Annotated in this window: 19 protein-coding genes; 11 read left to right on the top strand and 8 right to left on the bottom strand. The window is 68.0% G+C overall.

Going from position 1 to position 22,301, the window contains the following annotated elements; genetic code table 11:
* Nucleotides 1–15: 15 nt before the first annotated feature.
* Nucleotides 16–3,870, top strand: a complete 3,855-nt coding sequence (locus AC5P9L_RS15495) for a YhdP family protein (protein WP_012480924.1) — start codon at nucleotides 16–18, stop codon at nucleotides 3,868–3,870.
* 60 nt (nucleotides 3,871–3,930) lie between these two features.
* A complete protein-coding gene (gene tldD / locus AC5P9L_RS15490; protein WP_279915934.1) occupies nucleotides 3,931–5,376 on the top strand; it encodes a metalloprotease TldD in 1,446 nt (481 codons plus the stop codon).
* A gap of 41 nt (nucleotides 5,377–5,417) precedes the next feature.
* Here tldD and yjgA read toward each other — a convergent pair whose 3' ends face one another.
* Nucleotides 5,418–6,005, bottom strand: coding sequence for a ribosome biogenesis factor YjgA (yjgA, locus tag AC5P9L_RS15485; RefSeq protein WP_005410526.1), 588 nt, complete (start codon nucleotides 6,003–6,005; stop codon nucleotides 5,418–5,420).
* A 68-nt stretch (nucleotides 6,006–6,073) separates the two neighbouring features.
* Here yjgA and pmbA point away from each other — a divergent pair, with 68 nt between their 5' ends.
* On the top strand, nucleotides 6,074–7,441 hold the full coding sequence (gene pmbA, locus AC5P9L_RS15480) for a metalloprotease PmbA (protein WP_227415684.1): 1,368 nt from the start codon (nucleotides 6,074–6,076) through the stop codon (nucleotides 7,439–7,441).
* An 87-nt stretch (nucleotides 7,442–7,528) separates the two neighbouring features.
* Nucleotides 7,529–7,903 (top strand): DUF4870 domain-containing protein, encoded by a 375-nt coding sequence (locus AC5P9L_RS15475; protein ID WP_005410524.1) that lies wholly within the window; start codon nucleotides 7,529–7,531, stop codon nucleotides 7,901–7,903.
* A gap of 81 nt (nucleotides 7,904–7,984) precedes the next feature.
* Here the strand turns inward: AC5P9L_RS15475 and AC5P9L_RS15470 are convergent, their stop codons facing one another.
* From AC5P9L_RS15470 to AC5P9L_RS15450, 5 genes are all read right to left on the bottom strand, one after another.
* On the bottom strand, nucleotides 7,985–8,863 hold the full coding sequence (locus AC5P9L_RS15470; protein ID WP_005410523.1) for a polyprenyl synthetase family protein: 879 nt from the start codon (nucleotides 8,861–8,863) through the stop codon (nucleotides 7,985–7,987).
* Nucleotides 8,853–9,113, bottom strand: a complete 261-nt coding sequence (locus AC5P9L_RS15465) for an exodeoxyribonuclease VII small subunit (protein ID WP_005410522.1) — start codon at nucleotides 9,111–9,113, stop codon at nucleotides 8,853–8,855. The genes AC5P9L_RS15470 and AC5P9L_RS15465 overlap by 11 nt, the downstream gene beginning before the upstream one ends.
* Nucleotides 9,114–9,149: 36 nt before the next feature.
* On the bottom strand, nucleotides 9,150–10,436 hold the full coding sequence (gene tilS / locus AC5P9L_RS15460; RefSeq protein WP_172711823.1) for a tRNA lysidine(34) synthetase TilS: 1,287 nt from the start codon (nucleotides 10,434–10,436) through the stop codon (nucleotides 9,150–9,152).
* Nucleotides 10,437–10,976: 540 nt separating this feature from the next.
* Complete coding sequence (locus AC5P9L_RS15455) at nucleotides 10,977–11,522, bottom strand: WG repeat-containing protein (RefSeq protein WP_062606151.1); 546 nt, start codon at nucleotides 11,520–11,522, stop codon at nucleotides 10,977–10,979.
* Complete coding sequence (locus tag AC5P9L_RS15450; RefSeq protein ID WP_062606158.1) at nucleotides 11,519–13,225, bottom strand: alkaline phosphatase; 1,707 nt, start codon at nucleotides 13,223–13,225, stop codon at nucleotides 11,519–11,521. Before AC5P9L_RS15450 ends, AC5P9L_RS15455 begins: the two co-directional genes overlap by 4 nt.
* 153 nt (nucleotides 13,226–13,378) lie before the next feature.
* Here AC5P9L_RS15450 and AC5P9L_RS15445 point away from each other — a divergent pair, with 153 nt between their 5' ends.
* Nucleotides 13,379–14,713 carry a dicarboxylate/amino acid:cation symporter gene (locus AC5P9L_RS15445; protein ID WP_005410518.1) on the top strand — a complete coding sequence of 445 codons (1,335 nt, stop codon included), beginning with the start codon at nucleotides 13,379–13,381 and terminating at the stop codon, nucleotides 14,711–14,713.
* Nucleotides 14,714–14,928: 215 nt separating this feature from the next.
* Here the strand turns inward: AC5P9L_RS15445 and AC5P9L_RS15440 are convergent, their stop codons facing one another.
* Both AC5P9L_RS15440 and AC5P9L_RS15435 read right to left on the bottom strand, forming a co-directional pair.
* A complete protein-coding gene (locus AC5P9L_RS15440; protein ID WP_005410517.1) occupies nucleotides 14,929–15,702 on the bottom strand; it encodes a C40 family peptidase in 774 nt (257 codons plus the stop codon).
* Nucleotides 15,703–15,833: 131 nt separating this feature from the next.
* A complete protein-coding gene (locus AC5P9L_RS15435; protein WP_012480916.1) occupies nucleotides 15,834–16,412 on the bottom strand; it encodes a C40 family peptidase in 579 nt (192 codons plus the stop codon).
* A 73-nt stretch (nucleotides 16,413–16,485) separates the two neighbouring features.
* On the opposite strand from AC5P9L_RS15435, the gene AC5P9L_RS15430 reads away from it, so the two are divergent.
* The 6 genes from AC5P9L_RS15430 (at nucleotide 16,486) to AC5P9L_RS15405 (ending at nucleotide 22,295) form a co-directional block, all read left to right on the top strand.
* On the top strand, nucleotides 16,486–16,968 hold the full coding sequence (locus AC5P9L_RS15430; RefSeq protein ID WP_012480915.1) for an FKBP-type peptidyl-prolyl cis-trans isomerase: 483 nt from the start codon (nucleotides 16,486–16,488) through the stop codon (nucleotides 16,966–16,968).
* Between the two features lie 99 nt (nucleotides 16,969–17,067).
* The gene (locus tag AC5P9L_RS15425) at nucleotides 17,068–18,312 is read left to right on the top strand and encodes a DUF418 domain-containing protein (RefSeq protein WP_005410514.1); all 1,245 of its coding nucleotides are present in this window, start codon (nucleotides 17,068–17,070) and stop codon (nucleotides 18,310–18,312) included.
* Nucleotides 18,313–18,315: 3 nt separating this feature from the next.
* A complete protein-coding gene (locus AC5P9L_RS15420; protein ID WP_279915739.1) occupies nucleotides 18,316–19,566 on the top strand; it encodes an NAD(P)/FAD-dependent oxidoreductase in 1,251 nt (416 codons plus the stop codon).
* Nucleotides 19,563–20,921, top strand: a complete 1,359-nt coding sequence (gorA, locus tag AC5P9L_RS15415; protein ID WP_005410512.1) for a glutathione-disulfide reductase — start codon at nucleotides 19,563–19,565, stop codon at nucleotides 20,919–20,921. Before AC5P9L_RS15420 ends, gorA begins: the two co-directional genes overlap by 4 nt.
* A 118-nt stretch (nucleotides 20,922–21,039) precedes the next feature.
* A complete protein-coding gene (locus tag AC5P9L_RS15410) occupies nucleotides 21,040–21,960 on the top strand; it encodes a DMT family transporter (protein WP_099527667.1) in 921 nt (306 codons plus the stop codon).
* Nucleotides 21,957–22,295: an MGMT family protein gene (locus tag AC5P9L_RS15405; protein ID WP_224119427.1), complete on the top strand. Its 339-nt coding sequence runs from the start codon at nucleotides 21,957–21,959 to the stop codon at nucleotides 22,293–22,295. The genes AC5P9L_RS15410 and AC5P9L_RS15405 overlap by 4 nt, the downstream gene beginning before the upstream one ends.
* The last annotated feature ends 6 nt before the right edge of the window (nucleotides 22,296–22,301 follow it).

Below are 22,301 nucleotides of genomic sequence, written 5' to 3'. Positions count from 1 at the left end.
GGCCGGCGGTGGCCGATGAGCGCGCCGCCGCGCCTGCGACTGCGAAGGATCCGCCGTCATTTCATTGCCGCCTGCGCGGTAGGCCTGGTCGGGCTGGCACTGCTGGTGGGTACCCTCAGCCAGCTGCTGCCGCTGGCCGAGCGTCACCCCGACAGGATTGCCGCCTGGCTGAGTGAGCGTGCCGGCCAGCCGGTGCATTTCGACCAGCTGCAGACGGCCTGGACCCGGCGTGGTCCGCTGCTGCAGCTGAAGGGCCTGCGCATCGGCGCCGGTCAGGGCCTGGCCATCGGCGAGGCCGAAGTGCTGGTGTCAATGTACAGCGGGATGCTGCCTGGTCGCTCGCTGACCGAGCTGCGCCTGCGTGGCCTGGCACTGGACCTGCAGCAGGGCAAGGACGGCCGCTGGTCGGTGCGTGGCCTGCCGAAGTCAGACACGGGCGGTGACCCGCTGGACGCGCTGCGCCGGCTGGGCGAGCTGCAGGTGATCGATGGCCGCCTGGGTGTGCATGCACCGGGACTGGGTATCGATACCACCCTGCCGCGTATCGATCTGCGCCTGCGCGTCAATGGCGACCGCCTGCGTGTGGGCGTGCGTGCCTGGGCGCAGACCGATGCCCTGCCGCTGACCGCAGTGCTGGACGTGGACCGCGCGCGCGGCAACGGGCAGGCCTGGCTGGGTGCCGATCCTGTTGATTTCCATGCCTGGTCGCCGTTGCTGGCAGCTGGTGGCGTGCGCCTGCGCGAAGGCAAGGGTGAGCTGAACCTGTGGCTGACCCTGCGCGACTTCGCGCCGGTGGCGCTGACCACCGATTCGGACCTGCGTGACGTGCGCGTCGACGGTGCACCGATGCCCGACGTGGCAACGCCGCGGTTGCAGCTGCAGCGCTTGCAGGCGCGCCTGCGCTGGCAGCGCCAGGCCGATGGTTGGGCGCTGCAGGTACCGCGCCTTCGTTTGAAGACCGAAGACGGCGAACAACAGCTCGATGGCCTGCAGTTGCAGGTTGGCAGGCAGCTGCGGGTGAGTTCCGGCGAAGTACAGGCCGGTACGGCGCTGCGTGCGCTGGCGCTGAGTGATCGCCTCGAGCCAGGCCTGCGCCATTGGTTGTTCCTGTCCAAACCGCAGCTGGATGTGCGAGAGCTGCAACTGGCCGGCGAACGTGATGGCCCGTTGCGGGCACAGGGCGAGCTGCAGTCGCTGGGCTTTGCCAGCGTTGGCAATTCTCCGGGTCTACGCGGCCTGGGGGGACATTTCGAGGGCGACGCCGATGGCTTCAGCCTGCAGCTGCAACCGCAACGGCAGCTGCAGTTCGATTGGCCCACCGGCTTCGGCGTGCGGCACGACCTGCACCTGGCTGGACAGATCGTGGGCTGGCGTGACGAGGGCGGTGGCTGGCGTATCGGCACTGCGGCGATGCGCGTGGAAGGCACCGACTACGCGGCCGATGTGCGCGGTGGTGTCTGGTTCCAGGGCGACGGCACGCGGCCCTGGCTGCAGTTGGCGGCCAAGCTGGACGATGTGCCGATGACGGCGGCCAAGCGCTTCTGGATCCACTCCAAGATGAGCAAGGGCGCCACCGACTGGCTGGACATGGCGCTGGCCGGCGGCCAGGTGCGCAATGGCATCGGCCTGGTCAGCGGTGACCTGGACGATTGGCCGTTCGACAACAACGATGGTCGTTTCGAGGCCACCGGCCATATCACCAACGGCGACATCCGCTTCCAGCACGACTGGCCGCTGATGCGCCAGGTCGACGCCGATATCGCCTTCATCGGCCCCGGCTTCGACATGCATGGGCGAGGGGACCTGGCCGGTGTAGCGGTGCAGAGATTCGAGGCGGGCATCCAGGACTTCGGGCAGCAGCCGCTGTACGTGCGTGCCGATGCGCAGAGCGAGGCCGGCAGACTGCTGGCAATGCTGCGGCAGAGCCCATTGCACAAGGACTATGGCGACACCCTGGACAACCTCACGGCTGCGGGCCCGGCGCATGTGACCTTCGACCTGCTGCAGCCGCTGCACCACGATGAAGGCGGCGGTCACCTGCAGGGCACGGTCGACCTCAATGGTGTGAAGCTGGTGGACAAGCGCTTCCAGCTGGCCTTCGACAACATGCATGGGCAGGCGCGCTACAGCAATGGTGGCTTCGGTGCCGAGGAACTGGCGGTGCGCCACCTCGGTCAGGACGGCCGCTTGAGCCTGCGTGCCGGCGGCTACGTGCACGACAGCAGGCTGGCGTTCGAGTCCCAGCTGACGGCCAACCTCGACGCCGGTGTGCTGATTGACCGCGCCCCGGAAATGGCGTGGCTCAAGCCCTATATCGCGGGTAACTCGCCCTGGACCATCGCGGTCAACCTGCCCAAAGTCGCACCGGGAGCGCCCGCACCGCCCAGCGAACTGCGCCTGAGTTCGGATCTGGTGGGAACCCGCCTGGACTTGCCGGCACCGCTGGACAAGCCGGCCACCGAGCCGCTGGCGACCACGGTGGCCGCGCAGCTGCCGATGGGCGCTGGTCGCATCGATGTGGCCTTTGGCCAGCGTCTGGCCCTGGCCGCGCGCAGCCACAACAACCGCACCGGTGTGCAGGTCACCCTGGGCAGCGACCATGCCGATCGCGAGCCGCCGCCCAGCGGACTGTCCGTCAATGGCCGCAGCCCGACTCTGGATGCGCTGGAGTGGATCAGTCTGGCCCGTGGTGGCAACGACGATGACGGCATGCCGCTGCGTGCAGTGGACGTGCAGGTCGGCAAGCTGATGCTGATCGGCGGCGTCTTCGAGCAGACCCGGTTGCAGCTGCAGCCGGGACCGCAGGCGCTGGACGTGCGCCTGGATGGACCTTCGCTGGCCGGTCGCCTGACCGTACCCAACGCCGAAGGAGGCACCATCAGTGGCCGACTCGACCGTGTGCACTGGCAGTCGCTGCCGCCGGCGCCGGGCGCGGCCGCGCCAGCCCGGGTGCAGGCCGGCGCCAACGACATGGACCCGGCCAAGCTGCCGCCGTTCGCGCTGGACATTGCCGACCTGAAGTTCGGCAAGGTGGTGCTGGGCCAGGCGGTGCTGCGTACGCGGCCGCTGGCCAATGGCCTGAACGTGGACGAGCTGCGCTTCCGCGCGCCCGATCAGGAGATCGACATCAGCGGTCGCTGGCTGGGTCGCACCGGTGGTGCCCGCACCGAGCTGACCGCGCAGGTGCGCAGCGAGGACCTGGGCGCCCTGATGCAGAACCTCGACTACGGCGGCCAGCTGCGTGGCGGCTCTGGCCAGGCGCAGCTGCAGGCCTCCTGGAGCGGGGGGCCGTCGGACTTCCAGCTGGCCAATCTGCAGGGCAGCCTTGATCTGCACGCGCGTAATGGCCAGCTGCTGGAGCTGGAGCCGGGCGCTGGCCGTGTGCTGGGCCTGCTCAGCGTGACCCAGCTGCCGCGGCGCCTGATGTTCGACTTCCGCGACTTCTTCTCCAAGGGCTTCGCGTTCAACCAGGTCGACGGCAGCGTGCAGTTCGGGCAGGGCATGGCCCGCACCGACAAGGTACTGATCGAGGGCCCGGCGGCGAACATCACCATCCGCGGCCAGGCCGACCTGCGCAACCAGCGGTTCGACCAGACCATCGATGTCAACCCGCGCGCCGGCAACCTGCTGACGGTGGTCGGCGCGGTGGCCGGTGGCCCGGTGGGCGCGGCGCTCGGCGCGGCCACCAATGCGGTACTGTCCAAACCGCTCGGCGAGATCGGCGCCCGCACCTACAAGGTGACCGGTCCATGGAAGGAGCCGAAGGTGGAAGTGATCGAACGCAGCCGCGACAAGACCCCGCCAGCGCCCGCGCCGCGCCCGGCCCCGGCCGTTCCGCCGCCCGTTACCGACCTGCCACGCTCACGCTGAGCGTGGACCTCCTGTTCACGGGGCTTGCCTGAGCGCCCCAGCACCCCCAGATCGAGAACCATGACTGATATCGCCCTGACGCTTGCCCAAGATCGCCTGCTGCGCCCCGGCGGGCTGGATACCGATGGCCTGGAGCGCACCTTCGGCCAGCTGCTCGGCCCCGGTGTGGACTTCGGCGACCTCTATTTCCAGCACGCCCGCCGCGAGAGCTGGAGCGTGGAAGACGGCATCGTCAAGGACGGCGCCCATTCCATCGAGCAAGGCGTGGGCGTACGGGCGATGTCCGGCGAGAAGACCGGATTCGCCTACTCCGACGACATCCATGCCGACGCGCTGCTGGCCGCGGCGCAGTCGGCGCGTGCGATTTCGCGCGAGGGTGGCGCGCAGTCCGGGCGCTCGCTGCTGCGCGGTAATTCACGCGCGCTGTATCCGGCGCTGGATCCCATCGATGGCTTCGGCAACGAGGCAAAGGTCGAGGTGCTGAAGCGCCTGGACGGCTACCTGCGTGCCGCCGACCCGCGCGTGAAGCAGGTGATGGTGAGCCTGTCCGGCGGCGTGGACACGGTGCTCATCGCGCGCAGCGACGGCGTGCTGGGCGCTGACGTGCGCCCGCTGGTGCGCCTGAACGTGCAGGTGATCGTCGAACACAACGGCCGCCGCGAGTCCGGCTATGCCGGTGGCGGTGGCCGCTATGGCTACGGGGAACTGTTCGCTGATGGCCGCCCGGAAGCGTTTGCGCGCGAGGCCCTGCGCCAGGCGCTGGTGAACCTGGACGCCGTGCCGGCGCCGGCCGGCGTGATGCCGGTGGTACTGGGACCTGGCTGGCCCGGCGTGCTGCTGCATGAAGCGGTCGGCCACGGCCTGGAAGGCGACTTCAACCGCAAAGGCACCAGCGTGTACGCCGGCCGCATCGGCGAACGCGTGGCGGCACCGGGCGTGACCATCGTCGACGATGGAACCCTGGACGGGCGTCGCGGTTCGCTCAACATCGACGACGAAGGCCACCCGAGCCAGTGCACCACGCTGATCGAGGACGGCATCCTGGTCGGCTACATGCAGGACAGCCTCAACGCACGCCTGATGGGCATGGCACCGACCGGCAACGGGCGTCGCGAATCGTTCGCGCACCTGACCATGCCGCGCATGACCAATACCTACATGCGCGCCGGCCAGCACGACCCGCAGGAAATGATCCGCTCGGTGAAGAAGGGCCTGTATGCAGTGAACTTCGGCGGCGGCCAGGTCGACATCACCAGCGGCAAGTACGTGTTCTCGGCCACCGAGGCCTACCTGATCGAGGATGGCCGCATCACCGCGCCGGTGAAGGGGGCGACCCTGATCGGCAACGGTCCGGAAACCATGCAGAAGGTGCGGATGGTCGGCAACGACCTGGCCCTGGACGAGGGCGTGGGTATCTGTGGCAAGGACGGGCAGAGCGTGCCGGTGGGTGTCGGCCAGCCGTCGCTGTTGATCGAGGGCATCACCGTCGGCGGTACCCAGGCCTGAGCCGGGCGATGGCCAGCGCCACCGCCCGCTCCGGCGCGGACTCAGTCCTCGTCGGCCTCGTCGGTCTCGACGTGGCCAGCGTCTTCGGCGCTGGCCTTCAGGCCGAGCGCCGCCGGCAGCATCAGTGCGCGCAGCACCTGGTAGATCTCGCGATAGGCACGCGGCGGCTTGTTCTTCGCCTTCTCGGCCTGCGCATTGCGCACCAGCGTGCGCAGCTGCTGGCGGTCGGCCTGCGGGTAATCGTCCAGCAGAGCGGCCAGCGCCTTGTCACCTTCGGCCAGCAGGCGCTCGCGCCAGTCTTCCACGCGGTGCATCATCGCCACTTCGCGGCGGCCGGTTTCGCTGTTGGCATCCAGCGCATCGCGGATCGCATCCAGCGTGGCTTCTTCTTCGCGGCGCATGTGCTTGGCCAGGAACGCCAGCTGGCGCTTGTGGGCGATGTGCGCGGTGATGCGCTTGCACTCGGCGATGTGCGGCAGCAGGTCTTCCGGGATCGGCAGGCGCGCCAGCTGGGCCGGTGTCAGCGACACCAGTTTTTCGCCCAGGGCCAGGACGTCGAGCGCGTCGCGCCGGTTCTGGCTGCGGCTCTTGTCGTGGAATTCACCGGTTTCTTCGTCGCGTCCGCGCATCGTCCATACCTGATTTCAAAAAAAGTCGCCCGGCGTGATACCGGGCCCAACCCGTACAGGATAAAGCATTGAACGTGATCGCCCCTGAAGCCGCCGTCGGCGACGACAGCCCGGCCCGGCTGGAACGGCTGGCCGACCTCTCCCAGCAGCTGCTCGACCGCGCCCGCGCGCTGGGCGCCAGCCAGGCTGAAGTCAGCTGCAGCGAAGACCGCGGGCTGGAGGTGAATGTTCGCCTCGGCGAGGTCGAAACCGTGCAGTCCACCCGCGACCGCGGCATCGCCGTCACTGTGTATTTCGGCCAACGCAAGGGCAGCGCCAGCACCGGCGACCTGAACGAGGCCAGCCTGGCGGCCACGGTCGAGCAGGCCTGCGCCATCGCCCGGCATACCGAAGATGACGCGGCCGCCGGCCTGGCCGAGGCGGCCCTGATGGCCACCCACTTCCCGGACCTGGACGGCTGGCACCCGTGGGCGCTGCAGGCCGACGAGGCGGTGGACCTGGCCCTGGCTTGCGAAGCCGCAGGCCGTGAGGCCGATGCGCAGATCCGCAATTCCGACGGCGCCTCGGTGTCGAGCATGCAGAGCCTGTCGGTCTATGCCAATTCGCATGGTTTCATCGGCCGTGAGCGCGGCACCCACCATTCGGTCGGTTGTGCGCTGATCGCCGGGCAGGGCGATGGCATGCAGCGTGACGGCTGGTACACCAGTGCGCTGGCTCGCGAGGACCTGGAGGACGTCGGCATGGTCGGACGTCGTGCCGCCGAGCGTACTGTCGCCCGCCTGCAGCCACGATCGCTGGCCACCGGCAGCATGCCGGTGCTGTTCGCCCCGGAAGTGGCGCGCAGCCTGGTCGGGCACCTGCTGTCGGCGGTGTCCGGCGGTGCTCTGTATCGCCAGGCCAGCTTCCTGCTGGACAGCGTTGGCCAGCAGCTGTTCCCGGACTGGATGCAGATCGAGGAGCTGCCGCACCTGCGCCGTGGCCTGCGCTCGGCCGCCTTCGACGGCGACGGCGTGGCCACCCGGGCCTCGGCTCTCGTCCGCGACGGCGTGCTGCAGCGCTATGTGCTGGGCAGCTACTCGGCACGCAAGCTGGGCCTGCAGACCACCGCCAACGCCGGTGGCGTGCACAACCTGCAGTTGGCGGCCAATGCCGGCCCGCTGCAGGACATCGCGCGGCAGATGGGCGATGGCCTGCTGGTGACCGAGCTGATGGGGCAGGGCGTGAACGGCGTGACCGGCGACTATTCGCGTGGCGCGGGTGGCTTCCGGGTCGAGAACGGCGAGATCCAGTACCCGGTGGACGGCATCACCATCGCCGGCAACCTGCGCGAGATGTTCAGCAGCATCGAGGCGGTTGGCAGCGACGTCGATCCCCGTTCGCACATCCGGACCGGTTCGATCCTGTTGGGGCGGATGACCATCGCAGGTAATGATTGATGCCGTCGATGGCGTAAGCTATGCCCGCCTGACGCAATCAGCTGGGTGCTGGTTGGTCAAGACCACCCAATGAAAAGGAGTTTTGTCGTGAGTGAATTCGATAACGTCCCGCCGCCGCCACCGGCCACCGCCGACGTTCCGGCCGACCAGCGCACCATGGCCCTGGCCGCGCACCTGCTGGGCATCTTCACCGGCTTCATCGGCGCGCTGATCATCTGGCTGATCAACAAGGACGATGCTGGCAAGGCCTTCGTGACCGACCAGGCCAAGGAAGCCCTGAACTTCCAGATCACCGTGACCATCGCCATGGTCATCAGCATGATCCTCACCATCGTGATCATCGGCGTGTTCCTGGCCCCGATCGTCGGCATCATCAGCCTGGTGTTCAGCATCATCGCTGCGGTCAAGGCCAACAACGGCGAAGCCTACCGCTACCCGTTCGCGCTGCGCCTGATCAAGTAAGATCGTCCGCACGCGGAACTGAAAACGCCCGGCACTGCCGGGCGTTTTCGTGTGCGGGGAATGCCGGGCCGCGTGCAGCGATCAGTGATCGCGTTCCACCGCCAGCGTCGCCAGCGCGCGCAGCGCGTCGGCTTCCTCGCCATACCCGGCCAGGATCGACTGCATGCGCGCTGCGAGCTCGTGCAGCTGGGCCTTTGCGCCGTCCATGCCAAGCAGGGCGGGGAAGGTGCTCTTGTCCTGCGCCTGGTCCTTGCCGGCAGTCTTGCCCAGCTGTTCGGAACTGGCTTCGACATCGAGGATGTCATCGCGGACCTGGAAGGCCAGGCCGAGTGCATCGGCGAAACTGTCGAGCTGGGCCAACTGCGGTTCGTGGGCCTGGCCACACAGCGCGCCCATGCGCACTGCCGCGCGGATCAGCGCGCCGGTCTTCAGCGCGTGCATGCGGGTCAGCGCCGCCAGCGTCTGCTGCTGGCCGGTGGCATCGATGTCCAGCGCCTGGCCGCCACACATGCCGGACGCGCCTGAGGCGTGGGCCAGGGTCTGCAGGCAGGCCACGCGCAACGTGGCCGGCAGCGGCGCATCGGCCAGCAGGCCGAAGGCGCGGGTCTGCAGGGCGTCGCCAGCAAGGATCGCGGTGGCTTCGTCGAAGGCGATGTGGGTGGTGGGCTTGCCGCGACGCAGGGCGTCGTCATCCATCGCCGGAAGGTCGTCATGCACCAGCGAATAGGCATGGATCAGCTCGACGGACATGGCCGCCGCATCCAGGCTTTCCGGCTGCGCACCGAACAGGTGACCACTGGCGTAGACCAGCAGGGGCCGCATGCGCTTGCCGCCACCCAGCACCGAATAGCGCATGGCCTGGTGCAGGCGCTGCGGCGCCTCGGCAGGCGAGGGCAGGGCGGCATCGAGCTGGCTTTCGATACGGTCGCGCCAGCGCGCGAACAGAACCTCAGCCGTCATGGCTGGGCGGGTCGAAGGGCTCGGAGGCTTCCGGCTGCGCCGGATCACTGAGCAGGCGCACGCGCAGTTCGGCCTGCTCCAGCGCCTGCTGGCACTGGCGGTACAGACCGACACCACGCTCGTAAGCACTGAGCGAAGCTTCCAGGCTCAGCTCGCCGGTTTCCATCTGTTCCACCAGCTGCTCCAGCGATTCGAGCGACTGCTCGAACTGGGCGACGGGGGAGGCGTTTTCGGGGGACTTCTTGGCCATGCGGCAAGTGTGGACGGGCCGCGCGCGGGGGTCAATTCACCAGCCGCCGGGACGCCACCGCAGCTGTGCCTCGTTGGCCTGCAACCAGGCCTGCAAGGGCGCGGCGATGACCACGTCGGCGGCGGCCAGCAACTGCGGGCCATCGAAGATCAACGGCAGCTGCGCGCGTCGCCAGGGGGCGAGGTGCTCGCGCTGCAGGCAGTCCTTCAGCGCGTGCGAATGCTGGCGACCCTGCAGCAGGATGCGCTCGCCGCCCACGCGTGCACGGACCTGCAGTGGCTGTTCGAAAGCGCCGGCGCCCAGCAGGCTCAGCTGGCCACCGTCGGGCAATGGCAGCGGTGCACGGCCATCCCACTCGGCCTGCCAGTCGAGGGGCAGCGAGGGCAGCCGGGCCGGCAGCAGATAGGCGTGGTCGCGCCATTGCTGGATCACGTGCTGCTGCCAGCGCACACGCGCCTGGCGGTCGGTGTCGGCCGGCAATAGCTCCTCCAGCGCCTGCTGCAACACCGAGGCCGGCAACGGTGCCGCATCATGGCCCAGCACCCACGCGCGCAGCACGCGTGCTGCGCGGCGCGGCGACATCTGGCGCAGCAGTTCCAGTGACAGCACGCGCGGTGCCACTTCCAGATGCGCGATCAGCTCGGCGTCTTCCTCGTCCAGCAGTTCGCGGGTCTGCCGGCAATGCGTCGCGCTGCCCGCCAATGCTGCAGCCGCATGCGGCCAGCGCTGGCGCAGCAACGGCAACACCTGCAGGCGCAGGAAGTTGCGATCGGCGTGGTCTTCCGCGTTGCTGGGGTCTTCGATCCAGCGCAGCACGTGCTGGCGCGCGTAGTCGAGCAGTGCACTGCGTGGTACCGCCAGCAGCGGGCGCCAGAAGGGATGTTCGCCAAGGCGGCTGTGCGTGGACATCGCCGCCAGGCCATCGACGCCAGAAGCGCGCAGGGCGCGCAACAGGAAGGTCTCGGCCTGGTCGTCCTGGTGCTGCGCCAGCGCCAGCGTTTCGCCTTCGCGCAGCTCAGCCGCGAACGCGGCGCGTCGTGCCTGTCGCGCGGCACCTTCGGTGCCCAGGCCTGTGCCGTTCTCGACCTGCACGCGGTGCACGGCCAGCTCAATGCCCCAGGCGTCGCATTGCTGCCGGCAGTGCAGCACCCAGTCATCCGCATCGGGTTGCAGGCCGTGATGCACGTGCACCGCGCGCAGGGCGGTGCCGGAAGTCTGCGCGCAGCGCCACAGCCAGTGCAGCAGCACGGTGGAGTCGACGCCACCGCTGTAGCCCACCAGCAGCGGCGCATCCAGCGGAACGAGGGCAGGGAAGGCAGTCACGGTGGCAAGTATAGGGTGGGGTTTACTTGGCAGGGCTGCGCCCTGCACCCGCTACGAGCCAGAGCAACAGCAACAGCAACGGCAGAAGCTGGTTTCCTGAAGGTTGGCGGGGTGGGTCCGGTTGCGGGAGACGCCGTAAACCCGTCCCTGGGGGCTTGGCCGCGGCATCCATGCCGCGGACACTCCCGCAACCGGACCCACCCCGCCTTCGACAGTTTCCTGCGAACTGTCGGGTTGCTCATGGGGTCAGATCCGTTTTCCTGCGGAAAACGGATCTGACCCCGGATTCAATTCGATATCTGACAGATACGATCCACGCAAAGCGTGGATGGTCCAACCGTCACCGGAAAACTGTCGGGGGTGGGGCGGTGTGGGTGGGCAGGACCGTTGGCGCCATGGATGGCGCCATCGAGCCCCCAGGGATGGGTTTACGGCGTGTCCTGCCCACCCACACCGCCCCACCCAACTCACAGAAAACCAGAGCCGCTTTTGATCTTGCTTTGGCGTCTGCAGGTGCAGGGGGCAGCCCTGCCGAAAACCCTACTTCACCCGACGACCCGAACGGTCGATGCGGAACCACTCTCCGCCTTCCATCGGCGTGTGGCCATCGGCATCCGGCGTACCACGACGGCAACCATTGCAGACCTCGGCCACGCCGTCCTGGAACGGCCATGCGAAATCGAAGGTGCCGGGCACCACCTGGCGGAACGTCAGGTCGAAGTAACCCACGCGGTTGCCTACGCGGGCGCGCAGCAGGCCTTCCTGCGGCGTTTCCGGGCCGTTGTCCCAGGTCAGCACCGGCAGGCTGCGGCCCTTGCGGTCGACGTAGTGGAAACCCTGGTCGGCGTACACCACTGCCAGGCCGTGGTCGTCGTAATTCAGGGCCTTCAGCGTGTCGGCACTGATCTTCGGCCGGTGATCGATCACCTCGCAGTTGGGCAGTGGCCACAACCCGTGTTCGTCGGTCAGCAGCTTGCATGCCGGTGCCTGTGCCGCTGCAGTGGCGCTGACCAGCATGCCAAGCAGGGCCAGCGACCGCGCGAAGCGGCCGCTGGCAGCGTCAGGGCGGGCCTCCCGTGCGATCACTTGGCCTCGGCCTTGCGCTCGAACGCGGTCGGTGCCGGCAGCTGCACCGGCACGCCCTTGTCATCGCAGGTGCCGGCCTGGCACAGGCGCTCGCGCAGGGCCGGGGTGGCCTGCACGATCATGTGATAGATCGCGTTCTGTTCCAGCGTGCCGCGGATCGCCTTGCTGCCCGGGCCGCGTGCCCAGATGCCGACGTCCTCGCCACCGTGCGATTCGGACTTCATCGGCACCAGCGCTTCCTGCATGTAGTCCGGATGCTCGGTGTCGACCTCGCGCAGGTTCGGGCGGCCGTTGGCCGGTTCGAAGCTGCTCGGGTTGTGCGGGTAACGCTTCGGGCCGGCCGGCTGCTGGTTGCTGCTGCCGGTATGGCCCGGGCCGTTGGCGTAGCTCAGCGTGGTGTACGGCTGGCCGGTGCCGTCCAGGGCGTAGTCCAGCTTGCCGGCGCCGTCTTCGCCGCCCTTGTCCTTGACCTTGCCCAGGATCGGGTTGCCACGTGCCGGGTAGCCGACGAAATTCAGCGTGTGCGAGTGGTCGGCGGTGACGATGATCAGGGTGTCGTCGGCGGAGGTCAGTTCGTTGGCCACGCGCACTGCGTCGGACAGGGCCACGGTCTCGGTCAGTGCACGGTAGGCATTGCCGCTGTGGTTGGCGTGATCGATGCGCGCGCCTTCGATCATCAGCACGTAGCCTTCCTGGTGCTTCGACAGATTCTTGATCGCTGCGGCAGTCAGTTCGGCCAGGCTCGGCTCGCCGCCCGGATCCTGCGGGCGCTCGTACTCGTAGCGCATGTGGTCCGGCTCGAACAGGCCGAGGATGGCCGGTGCGTTGGCGGCGGCGGCCAGCTGCTTGCTGTTCCACACGTAGGCACCCTGCGGGTGCGCCTGCTGCCATTCCTGCACCAGGCTGCGGCCATCCAGGCGCTGGCCGACCTTGTCGTCGTATTCCGGATCGCGCTCTTCCACGGTGGTGAATTCACCGCGGCCGCCACCGAGGGCGACCAGGGGGCCGCGACCATAGCGTGAGGTCGACAGCAGCTGCTGGGCGATGTCCTTGCAGCCGGCCGCCTTGGCCGCTTCGGTCAGGTCGGTGTCGTTTTCCCAGTTGCGCTCGGGCGAGTGCGCGTAGGTGGCGGCCGGGGTGGCATGGGTCAGGCGCGCGGTGGAGACCACGCCGGTAGCCAGACCGGCGCTGTCGGCCAGCTGCAGCCAGGTCAGCAGGCCCTTGGACAGGCTGTCGGCACAGTCGGTGCGGCTGCCGGCGCTGACGCCGATCGCACCCATGTGGGTCTTCACGCCGGTGGTGATGGCGGTCATGGTGCCGGCCGAATCGGGCGTCTGCGAATCGGTGTTGTAGGTCTTGCTGAATGCCGTGGCCGGGAAGCGCTCCCAGGACAACAGGTTCTCTTCACCGGAGCCACCCTTCTGCTGGCCCTCGTAGATGCGCGAGGCGGCCACGGTGGTCAGGCTCATGCCGTCGCCGAGGAACAGGATGACGTTCTTGGCCTTGCCGGACATCGCACCGTTGGCGGCGGCCTGGGCGGCGCCACTGCGGTACCACCACTGCGGGGTCTCGCCGGCCGGGTGGGCGACGGGGTCGACGGCGACCTTGAGGCTGGCCGGGGCAGTGGCGGGGGGGGTGCTGGCGCAGGCGCCCAGCAGCAGGGTGGTGGCGCAGGCGGCCAACAGGGAGACGGAACGGCGCATGGACGCTGGGATCTCACAAACTGTAACGGGACGTTCATTATGCCCGCCCTCGCAAGGCACGCCGATGACACACTGATTTGCCGGTCGGGCGGTCGTTCCCCAGCCGTTGATGGGCTATCGTGCCAGCATCCCTTCCTTCCCTCTGGATTGCCTATGAAGCTGGTCTCTGCCTGGCTGCGGATTCCATTCTGGCAGCGCGTGGTCGGTGGCTTCGTGCTCGGCGCGCTGGCCGGCTGGGCGCTCGGCCCGGCCGCGGAAACGTGGTTCGGCCCGCTTGGCGAGCTGTACGTCACCCTGATCAAGATGATCGCCGTGCCGCTGGTGTTCTTCGCGGTCATCAATGCGATCTCCTCGCTGCACGGCCAGAAGTCGGTTGCCGCGCTCAGTGGCCGCACCTTCCTGTGGTTCGTGATCACTGCTGCGTTGGCGGTGTGCGTCGGACTGGGCGTGGGCACCGTGCTGCAGCCCGGCGCCGGTGGCCTGCAGCTGACGATGGCCAGCAATTACGTGCCGCGCGAAGTGCCCAGCGTGGTGCAGGTGCTGCTGGACGTGGTACCGGCCAATGTCTTCTATGCGCTGTCTGGTATCGGCACCAAGGTCAACGCGGCCGGCGAAACCGTGCTGGCCGCCGGCCGTGGCTCGATCCTGCCGGTGATCTTCTTCGCTGGCCTGGTCGGCTTCGCCATCGTCAAGCTCGGCGAGAAGGTGACCGAGGCGCGCAAGCTGGTCGGCCAGATGAGCGACATCATGATCCAGGTGACCCGCTTCGTGCTGGAAGTCACCCCGATCGGCACCTTTGGCCTGATCGCCGGTCTGGTCGGCAGCTACGGGTTCGAGAAGCTGCTGCCGCTGGGGCATTTCGTGCTGGCCCTGTACGTGGCCTGCGCCCTGCACATCGTGGTGGTCTACAGCGCACTGCTGTTGGCGCACGGACTGAACCCGCTGAAGTTCTTCCGTGGTGCGGCGCCGGGCATGCAGGTTGCGTTCGTCAGCTCTTCCAGCTTCGCGGCGATGCCGGTGGCACTGCGTTCGATCACCCACAACCTGGGCGTGAACAAGGACTACGGTTCGTTTGCGGTGCCGCTGGGCGCCAGCATCAAGATGGACGGCTGCGGTGCCATCTACCCGGCGCTGTGCGCGGTGTTCATCGCGCAGTACAGCGGTGTGCCGCTGACCCCTGAACAGTACGTGGTGGTGCTGATTGCCTCGGTGCTGGGCAGCTTCGGTACGGCCGGTGTTCCGGGTACCGCGGTGATCATGGCTACGGTGGTGCTGAGCGCGGCCAACCTGCCGTTGGAGACGATCGGCTACCTGTATGCCATCGACCGCATCCTCGACATGATGCGCACGATGACGAACGTGACCGGCCAGATGCTGGTGCCGGTGATCGTGGCCAAGGAAACCGGGCTGCTCGACCAGGCGGTGTATGACAATCCGTCCAGCAATGTGGGTGTGGACGACCCCGATCCGACGCCGCCACGCGGCTGAGGTTGCGTGGAGATGAAAGGCCCGCCCTGAACGGCGGGCTTTTTGTCTGGGAGCTGGCTGGCGCGGTGGCGGTCAAGCCGGGCCTGGTAGATCCACGCCACGCGTGGATGGAGGCGGTGCCGACCAAGATCGGCAGCTACCCACCATTGCGCGGGCCTAACAAAAAAGCCGCTGCAGGGCAGCGGCTTTCTCGTGTCAGGCGGCGTGGTGTCAGATCAGAGATCGACCCGGCGGGCCTGCATGAACTTGTTGCCCCAGTAGCCGCTGAGCAGGGTGTCCACGCGCACGTCCTTGCCCGAGCTCGGTGCGTGCAGGAAGCGGCCATCACCCACATAGATGCCGACGTGATCGACGCGGCCCTTGCGGCCGAAGAACACCAGGTCACCGGCGGCCAGCGCGGTGCGGTCGTTGATCAGTTCGGCGTTGTCGTCGTGTGCCATTTCGCGCGAGACGCGCGGCAGCTCAATGCCCAGGGCCGAGCGGAACACGTAGCCGACCAGACCACTGCAGTCGAAGCCGCTGTCCGGGTTGCTGCCGCCCCAACGGTATGGGGTGCCCAGCAGGGTCATCGCGCGACGCAGCAGCGACTGCACCTTGCCATTGTCGGCCGCGGTGCCGACAACGCTGCCATTGGCAGCGCTGCTGGTGTCGTAGTTGGCGAGGAGGCGGCTGAGGTCACCGGCCACCACGGCCGAGCGGTCCATCAGCGGAATGGTGTCGTTGGCGGCCAGGTGAGGCAGCAGGGCGGCCAGGGTAGCGCTGGCGGCGGCGTCGACGCGGCTGCGTTGCGGAGCGGCAGCCTCGGCCTTGGCGGCCGGTCGGGCGGTGCTCTCGGCCACCGGGGCCGGGCTCACATCGGAACGGTTCGGAGCAGTCTGCGACCAGGCCGGAAGGCTGGTCAGACACAGTGCCAGGCCAAGCAACAGCGGGCGGGCACTACGTGAAGATACGGAAGTCTGGCCTTCGCTTTTCAGGTCGTCAGTCGTCACGCGTCGGTCACAGGAAAAAAACGATGGGGCATCATGCCCTGTAAAAGCGCGGATAAGTTAAAAATTCCGTTAGTAATTCGTTAGTTGCATGGTGATGTTCGTCACAGTTTTGAACATATCGCCTGTTCATTTTAGCGAAGGACGCGTTTCGCCCCTGTGTAGTGGTCCTTCCAGTAGGGACCGCTGATCGAGTCGAGGCGCACGGTGCCGCCGGTGCTCGGCGCATGCACGAAACGCCCTTCACCGACATAGATACCGACATGGGTGACGCTGCCGCGGCTGCCGAAGAACACCAGGTCGCCGGTGGCCAGGCGCTGCGGATCGATCTTCGGACCCTGTACCGCCGCCAGGTCGCGCGAGGTACGCGGCAGTTTCAGGTCCAGCATCTCGCGATAGACATAGGCCACCAGGCCGCTGCAGTCGAAGCCGGAATCCGGGGTGTTGCCGCCATAGCGGTAGGGGGTGCCGACCAGGCTGATGGCACGCATCAGCACCGAGTTGGCCGCCTCGGGGTTGTCCGGCACGGTCTTCGGCCAGTTCGCGGTCGGCGGGGGCGGAGCGGGGCGGGTGGCCTTGCCGCCGCCGCAGGCGGTCATCAGCACGGGCAGGGCCAGCAGCAGGGCCGGGGCGAGGAGCCGGCGCAGGCCGGACGAAACTGGCGTGATGTGCATGTTCTCCGGATAATGCGCCACCTTGGGATTGGCCGTCATGATGGCGGCGTCCCCGCCGGGCGACAACCCGCCCCAACCCGCCTGCCTCCGGCAGATCCAGACAGAGTTGCGCATGAAGATCGAAAAAGACCGCGTTGTCCGCTTCCACTACACCGTTTCCGAAGTCGGCCAGGAGCCGATCGAATCGTCCAAGGACCGCGGCGAGCCGCTGGCGATCCTGATCGGCCACGGCAACATCATCCCGGGCCTGGAAAACGCCATGATGGACAAGGAAGCCGGCGCGACCTTCAGCGTTGACGTCAACGCAGCCGATGCCTACGGCGAGCGCCGCGAGGGCCTGTCCCAGCGCGTGCCGAAGAAGCATTTCGGCAACACCAAGCTGGCTCCGGGCCAGCAGGTCGTGCTGCAGACCAACTTCGGCCCGCGTGCGGTGACCGTGCAGAAGGTCGGCATGAGCGTCGTCGACGTCGACCTGAACCATCCGATGGCTGGCAAGGACCTGCACTTCGACGTGGAAATCGTCGATGTGCGCGAAGCCGGCAAGGAAGAGATCGACCACGGCCACGTCCACGGCGACGGCGGTCACCACCACTGATCGCAGCGCGATCATGATGGCAGCAACGGCCCGCTTCGGCGGGCCATTGCGTTTCTGGAACACGGCGCGGCCATCCATGGCACGCGGGCCGGCGGCATAATGGCGGACCTGCCCGACGGACGCCCCGTGAACGCCGCTTCTCCTTCCCTGCAGCCGGTGGCTTCCGGCGAACGCATCGCCGTGCTGGACGTGCTGCGCGGTGCTGCGCTGCTGGGCATCCTGCTGATGAACATCGAGGCCTTCAGCGGACCGCTGGACCTGGCCTTCACCGGCATCGACGTGCATTGGCAGGGTATCGACTACTGGGCCGATGCCTTTGTCTACGTATTCGTGCAGGGGAAGTTCTTCACCCTGTTCTCGTTGCTCTTCGGCGCCGGCTTCGCGGTGATGGCGCAGCGCGCCGAGGCGGCCGGGCGTGACTTCACCCCGTTCTACCTGCGCCGCAGCGCTGGCCTGCTGCTGATCGGCCTGTGCCACGCGCTGCTGGTCTGGTCCGGCGACATCCTGGTGATGTACGCGTTGGTCTCGTTGCCGTTGCTGGCCTGCCGCGAGGCGCCGCGCAGCTGGCTGCCGTGGATGGGTGTAACGGTCTATCTCGGCGGTGTGGCGATGATGCTGCTGGTCGGCGCGATGGTGTCGATGGCTTCGGCGGAGGACGTGCGGAAGATGCTCACCGACGCGCAGCAGAGCATCGATCTGCAGCGCCTGGTGTACGGGCAGGGCAGCTGGATGCAGGCCAATGCGCAGCGGCTGAGCGAGTTCGGCACGTCGATGGGGGCGATGCTGATCACCGGCCCGGAAGTGCTGGGCATGTTCCTGATCGGCAGCTGGTTTGCCGGCAGCGGCGCGCTGGCCACGCCGGATCGCTTCCCGCGGCTGTATGCGGTGTTGCGTTGGGGGGCGCTGCCCTTCGGCCTGCTGGTCACGCTGCTGGGTGTTGCCTGGAAGCCGTATCTGGCGCCGGGCGCTTACGATCTGCCGGTTACGGCGGCGATGGCGCTGGTGACGATCGGCGGCCTGCCGATGTGCCTGGGTTACCTGGCCTGGATCGTACACTGGCGCGCGCGGCTGGGCTGGCTGGCGCCGGTCGGGCGCATGGCGTTGACCCATTACCTCGGCCAGTCGCTGCTGTGCACTTGGCTGTTCTACCACTACGGCCTGGGCGCGTTCGAAACGATGCCACGCAGCGTGCAGTTGATGTTCGCGCTGCTGTTGTTCACCGTGCAGGTGGGCATCTCGCACGTATGGCTGCGCCGCTTCCGCTTTGGGCCGATGGAATGGCTGTGGCGCGCGATGACCTATCGGCAGTGGCCGCCGATGCGGCGCGAGGCCGGCCAGGGCTGATCGATGCAGGGCGCGCGCGAGGATGTGATCGTGGTCGGCGCCGGTGCCATTGGACTGGCTGCCGCACTCGCGCTGCGTGCACAGGGCCGGCAGGTACGCGTGATCGACCGTGGGCGTGTCGGCGGCGCGACCTCGCATGGCAACTGCGGCACCATCACCCCCAGCCACGCGCCACCGCTGGCAGCGCCCGGCGTGCCGTTGCGCGCGCTGCGCTGGATGCTCGATCCGCGTGCGCCGCTGTACGTGAGTACACGCCTGGACCCAGCATTGTGGCGCTGGCTGCTGCAGTTCGGGGCGCGCTGCAACGCACGCGACTGGCTGCACGCCACGCGGGCACGCGGCGCATTGTTGAATGATTCACGGCTGCGCCTGGCGCAGTGGGTGCAGACGCATGCGCTGGACTGCGAGTTCGAGGCGCGCGGTCTGGACTATGTGTTCGGTGACGCCCGCAATTTCGATCACCACGCTGCCGAGTGTGAGGCGCTGAACGCACAGGGCATTGCCTCGGCGCGCATCGATGGCACCGACTACGCGCGCGACAATCCGGCGTTCCATGATCGCCTTGCCGGTGCGATCCACTTCCCCGGCGATGCCCAGCTGCGTCCGGACCGCTACACCGCCGAACTGGCGCGCGTGCTGCGCGCACAGGGCGTGGTGATCGAAGAGCAGTCGGACGTGGAGGATTTCAGCGCCGATGCGCAGGGTGTGCGCGTGCGTGTCGGTGAACGCATGCTGCTGGCGCGCGAGCTGGTGCTGGCGACCGGGCCGTGGTCACCGCGCTGGGCGCGGCAACTGGATCTGCGCGTGCCGATCCAACCCGGCAAGGGCTACTCGCTGACCTGGTCACGACCGGCGCAGGTGCCGCAGCGTCCAGTCGTGCTGAAGGACCATTCCGTGTTCGTGATCGCGTGGCGCGAAGCGCTGCGGCTGGGCGGCACCATGGAGTTCGCCGGTGCCGATCCGCAGCTGCGCACGACCCGCCTGCAGGCCTTGCAGCAGGCCGCCGACCACTACCTGCGCGCGCCACGTGGTGTGCAGCTGCAGGAGCAGTGGTGCGGGTGGCGCCCCATGAGCGTGGACGACGTGCCGTTGATCGGCCGCGCGCCCGCGCATCCTCACGTCTGGCTTGCAGCGGGGCATGGCATGCTCGGCATCAGCATGAGCGCCGGCACCGGCCAGCTGATCGCCGATCTCGTCTGCGGCCGCACGCCAGCGATCGATCCTGCCCCTTACCGACCCGAGCGATTCCGATGAGCACTGCACCCTATGATTACGACCTGATCGTCCTTGGCGGTGGTTCCGCCGGCCTGGCTGGCGCGATCCGCGCCGCGCAGCACGGCAAGCGCGTGGCGCTGCTGGAGCCTGGTGAACTGGGCGGGACCTGCGTCAACGTCGGCTGCGTGCCGAAGAAGGCCATGTGGCTGGCGGCCGACCTGCACGAGCGCATCGGCCTGGCCAGTGCGATGGGTTTCGATGTCAAGGCACGCCCGGCATTGTCGTGGAAGGAGCTGGTGATCCATCGCCAGGCCTACATCAGCAACATCCACACCAGCTACCACAAGCGCCTGGACGAAACCGGCGTGGTGCGCATTCCGGCGCGCGGTCATCTGCTCGATGCGCATACCGTGGCCTGCAGCGATGGCGTGCGTTACAGCGCTGAACACATCCTGATCGCCACCGGCGCGCACCCGCTGCGGCCTGACATCCCCGGTGCCGAACTGGGCCTAGTCTCCGATGATTTCTTCGATCTGCGCGCGGCACCGGCCGAGGTGGCGATCATCGGTGGCGGTTACATCGCGGTGGAGCTGGCCGGCCTGCTGCAGGCACTGGGCAGCAAGGTGAGCCTGCTGGTGCGTGGCCAGCGGCTGCTGGATCGCTTCGATTACGAGCTGACCGATCAGCTGGCCGAGAACCTGAAGCAGCAGGGCGTGCGCATCCATTTCGGCTATCGCCTGCGCGAACTGCAGCGCGATGGCGAACGCGTACGTGCATTCGGCCATGATGGCCCGCTCGACAGCGTGTTCGACGCGGTGTTCTTTGCCACCGGCCGCCGTGGCAACAGCCGCGATCTGGGCCTGGAAGCGCTCGGCATCGGTATCGGCGAACACCAGCAGGTGCAGGTGGACGAATGGCAGACCACGTGTGTGCCGAGCGTGCACGCGGTGGGCGACATCGCTGGCAAGGTCGGCCTGACCCCGGTGGCGGTGGCCGCTTCGCGGCGGCTGATGGACCGCCTGTTCGGTGGCCGCCCGCAGTCGAAGATGGATTACGAGAACGTGGCCAGCGTGGTGTTCTCGCATCCACCGCTGGGCGCGGTGGGCATGAGCGAAGAAGAGGCGCGCGCGCGGTTCGATCAGGTGAGCGTGTACCACAGCCGTTTCCGTCCGATGCTGCAGGGGCTGGCCAATGGCACCCAGCGCAGCCTGTTCAAGATGGTCTGTGCCGGTCCGGAAGAACGGGTGGTGGGCATCCACCTGCTGGGCGAAGCGGCCGACGAGATCCTGCAGGGCTTTGCGGTGGCGGTGAAGATGGGCGCGACCAAGGCCCAGTTCGACGACACCGTGGCGATCCACCCGACCTCGGCCGAGGAAGTGGTGCTGATGCGCTGAGCTGGACGGTTTTAGAGCCGAGCGCAGGCCCGGCTCTCCAGGTCACCAGGCGCACCCATGCGACAATGGACGCCCTTGCGCCTTCCCTGATCGCCCCGTGCGGCCCGCCGTCGTCCTGATGTCCAGCCCCGCTTCCCGTATCGCCACCGCTTCCCCACGCATCGCGCTGGGAGGCATCGGCCTGGCCGCGATTGGCGCCATCGCCGCCTCCGGCAAGGCCATCATCGTCAAGCTCGGCCTGCGTCACGGCGTGGATGCCACCACGCTGCTCGCCCTGCGCATGCTGATGGCGCTACCGCTGTTCGTACTGATGGCACTGTGGGCCGCGCGCCGGGCAGAGCCGCTGACCTGGGCCGACCGTGCCCGCGTGTTGTGGCTGGGCTTCACCGGCTACTACCTGTCCAGTCTGCTCGACTTCCAGGGCCTGCAGTACATCAGCGTGACCCTTGAGCGCCTGATTCTTTACTTGAACCCGACCCTGGTGCTGCTGATCAACGTGCTGCTGGCGCGCCAGCGGCCCGGTCGGTGGCAGATCGGCGCGCTGGTGCTGAGCTATCTGGGCGTGCTGCTCGCCTTCGGCCACGATCTGCAGCGCGAGGGCGGGCAGATCATCGTCGGCAGCCTGCTGGTACTGGGCAGTGCGCTCAGCTACGCGCTGTACCTGTTCGGCAGTGGGCAGGTGGTCGCACGCATCGGCGCGGTGCGGTTGACCGCCTATGCCAGCTGCGTGGCCAGCGTGCTGGTGCTGCTGCATTTCGCGGTGAGCCATCCGCTGCCGTTGCTGTGGCAGGCACCGGCGCCAGTGCAATGGCTGTCGCTGGTCAATGCCACCGTGTGCACGGTGCTGCCGGTGCTGGCGATCATGCTGGCGGTGCAGCGCGTGGGTTCGTCGCTGGCCGCGCAGGTCGGTATGCTGGGCCCTGTTTCCACCATCGTGATGAGCCTATGGCTGCTCGACGAACCGATGGGGCCGGCGCAGATCGCCGGCACCGTGCTGGTACTGATCGGCGTACTGTTGGTGACCCGCCTGCGGCGCTGACACCGGAGCAGGCGCGTGCGCGCATCCTGGCGGTGATCCGCGCGATCCCCGTGGGCCAGGTGATGGGCTACGGCCAGGTGGCGATGCGCGCGGGCCTGCCCGGGCGTGCACGCCTGACCGCGCGCATCCTGGGCCAGAACGACGACCCGGACCTGCCCTGGCACCGCGTGCTGCGCTCGGATGGGCGAATTGCCATGGAAGAAGGGTCGGCCGGATGGCGCGAGCAGTCACAGCGGTTGCGCGCGGAGGGCGTGGTGGTGGAGAACGGCCGGGTGCGGATGCCGGCGGCTGATCCGGCAGCGGCACTGGATGCCGCTGTGTGGGGCCCGGGCTGAGCACCG

It is taken from the genome of Stenotrophomonas sp. YJH_SMC_64, assembly GCF_059371375.1.
Note: the sequence above shows the minus strand (reverse complement) of the source record. Positions and strands in the feature narration are given on the sequence as shown.

Coding starts and splice junctions, on each gene's coding strand:
- AC5P9L_RS15465 (WP_005410522.1), bottom strand. CDS start 9,113: ATGGCCAAGAAGTCCCCCGAAAACGCCTCCCCCGTCGCCCAGTTCGAG.
- AC5P9L_RS15420 (WP_279915739.1), top strand. CDS start 18,316: ATGCAGGGCGCGCGCGAGGATGTGATCGTGGTCGGCGCCGGTGCCATT.
- AC5P9L_RS15445 (WP_005410518.1), top strand. CDS start 13,379: ATGAAGCTGGTCTCTGCCTGGCTGCGGATTCCATTCTGGCAGCGCGTG.
- tldD (WP_279915934.1), top strand. CDS start 3,931: ATGACTGATATCGCCCTGACGCTTGCCCAAGATCGCCTGCTGCGCCCC.
- AC5P9L_RS15425 (WP_005410514.1), top strand. CDS start 17,068: ATGGCGGACCTGCCCGACGGACGCCCCGTGAACGCCGCTTCTCCTTCC.
- AC5P9L_RS15470 (WP_005410523.1), bottom strand. CDS start 8,863: ATGACGGCTGAGGTTCTGTTCGCGCGCTGGCGCGACCGTATCGAAAGC.
- AC5P9L_RS15410 (WP_099527667.1), top strand. CDS start 21,040: ATGTCCAGCCCCGCTTCCCGTATCGCCACCGCTTCCCCACGCATCGCG.
- gorA (WP_005410512.1), top strand. CDS start 19,563: ATGAGCACTGCACCCTATGATTACGACCTGATCGTCCTTGGCGGTGGT.
- yjgA (WP_005410526.1), bottom strand. CDS start 6,005: ATGCGCGGACGCGACGAAGAAACCGGTGAATTCCACGACAAGAGCCGC.
- AC5P9L_RS15430 (WP_012480915.1), top strand. CDS start 16,486: ATGAAGATCGAAAAAGACCGCGTTGTCCGCTTCCACTACACCGTTTCC.
- AC5P9L_RS15435 (WP_012480916.1), bottom strand. CDS start 16,412: ATGACGGCCAATCCCAAGGTGGCGCATTATCCGGAGAACATGCACATC.
- AC5P9L_RS15495 (WP_012480924.1), top strand. CDS start 16: ATGAGCGCGCCGCCGCGCCTGCGACTGCGAAGGATCCGCCGTCATTTC.
- AC5P9L_RS15450 (WP_062606158.1), bottom strand. CDS start 13,225: ATGCGCCGTTCCGTCTCCCTGTTGGCCGCCTGCGCCACCACCCTGCTG.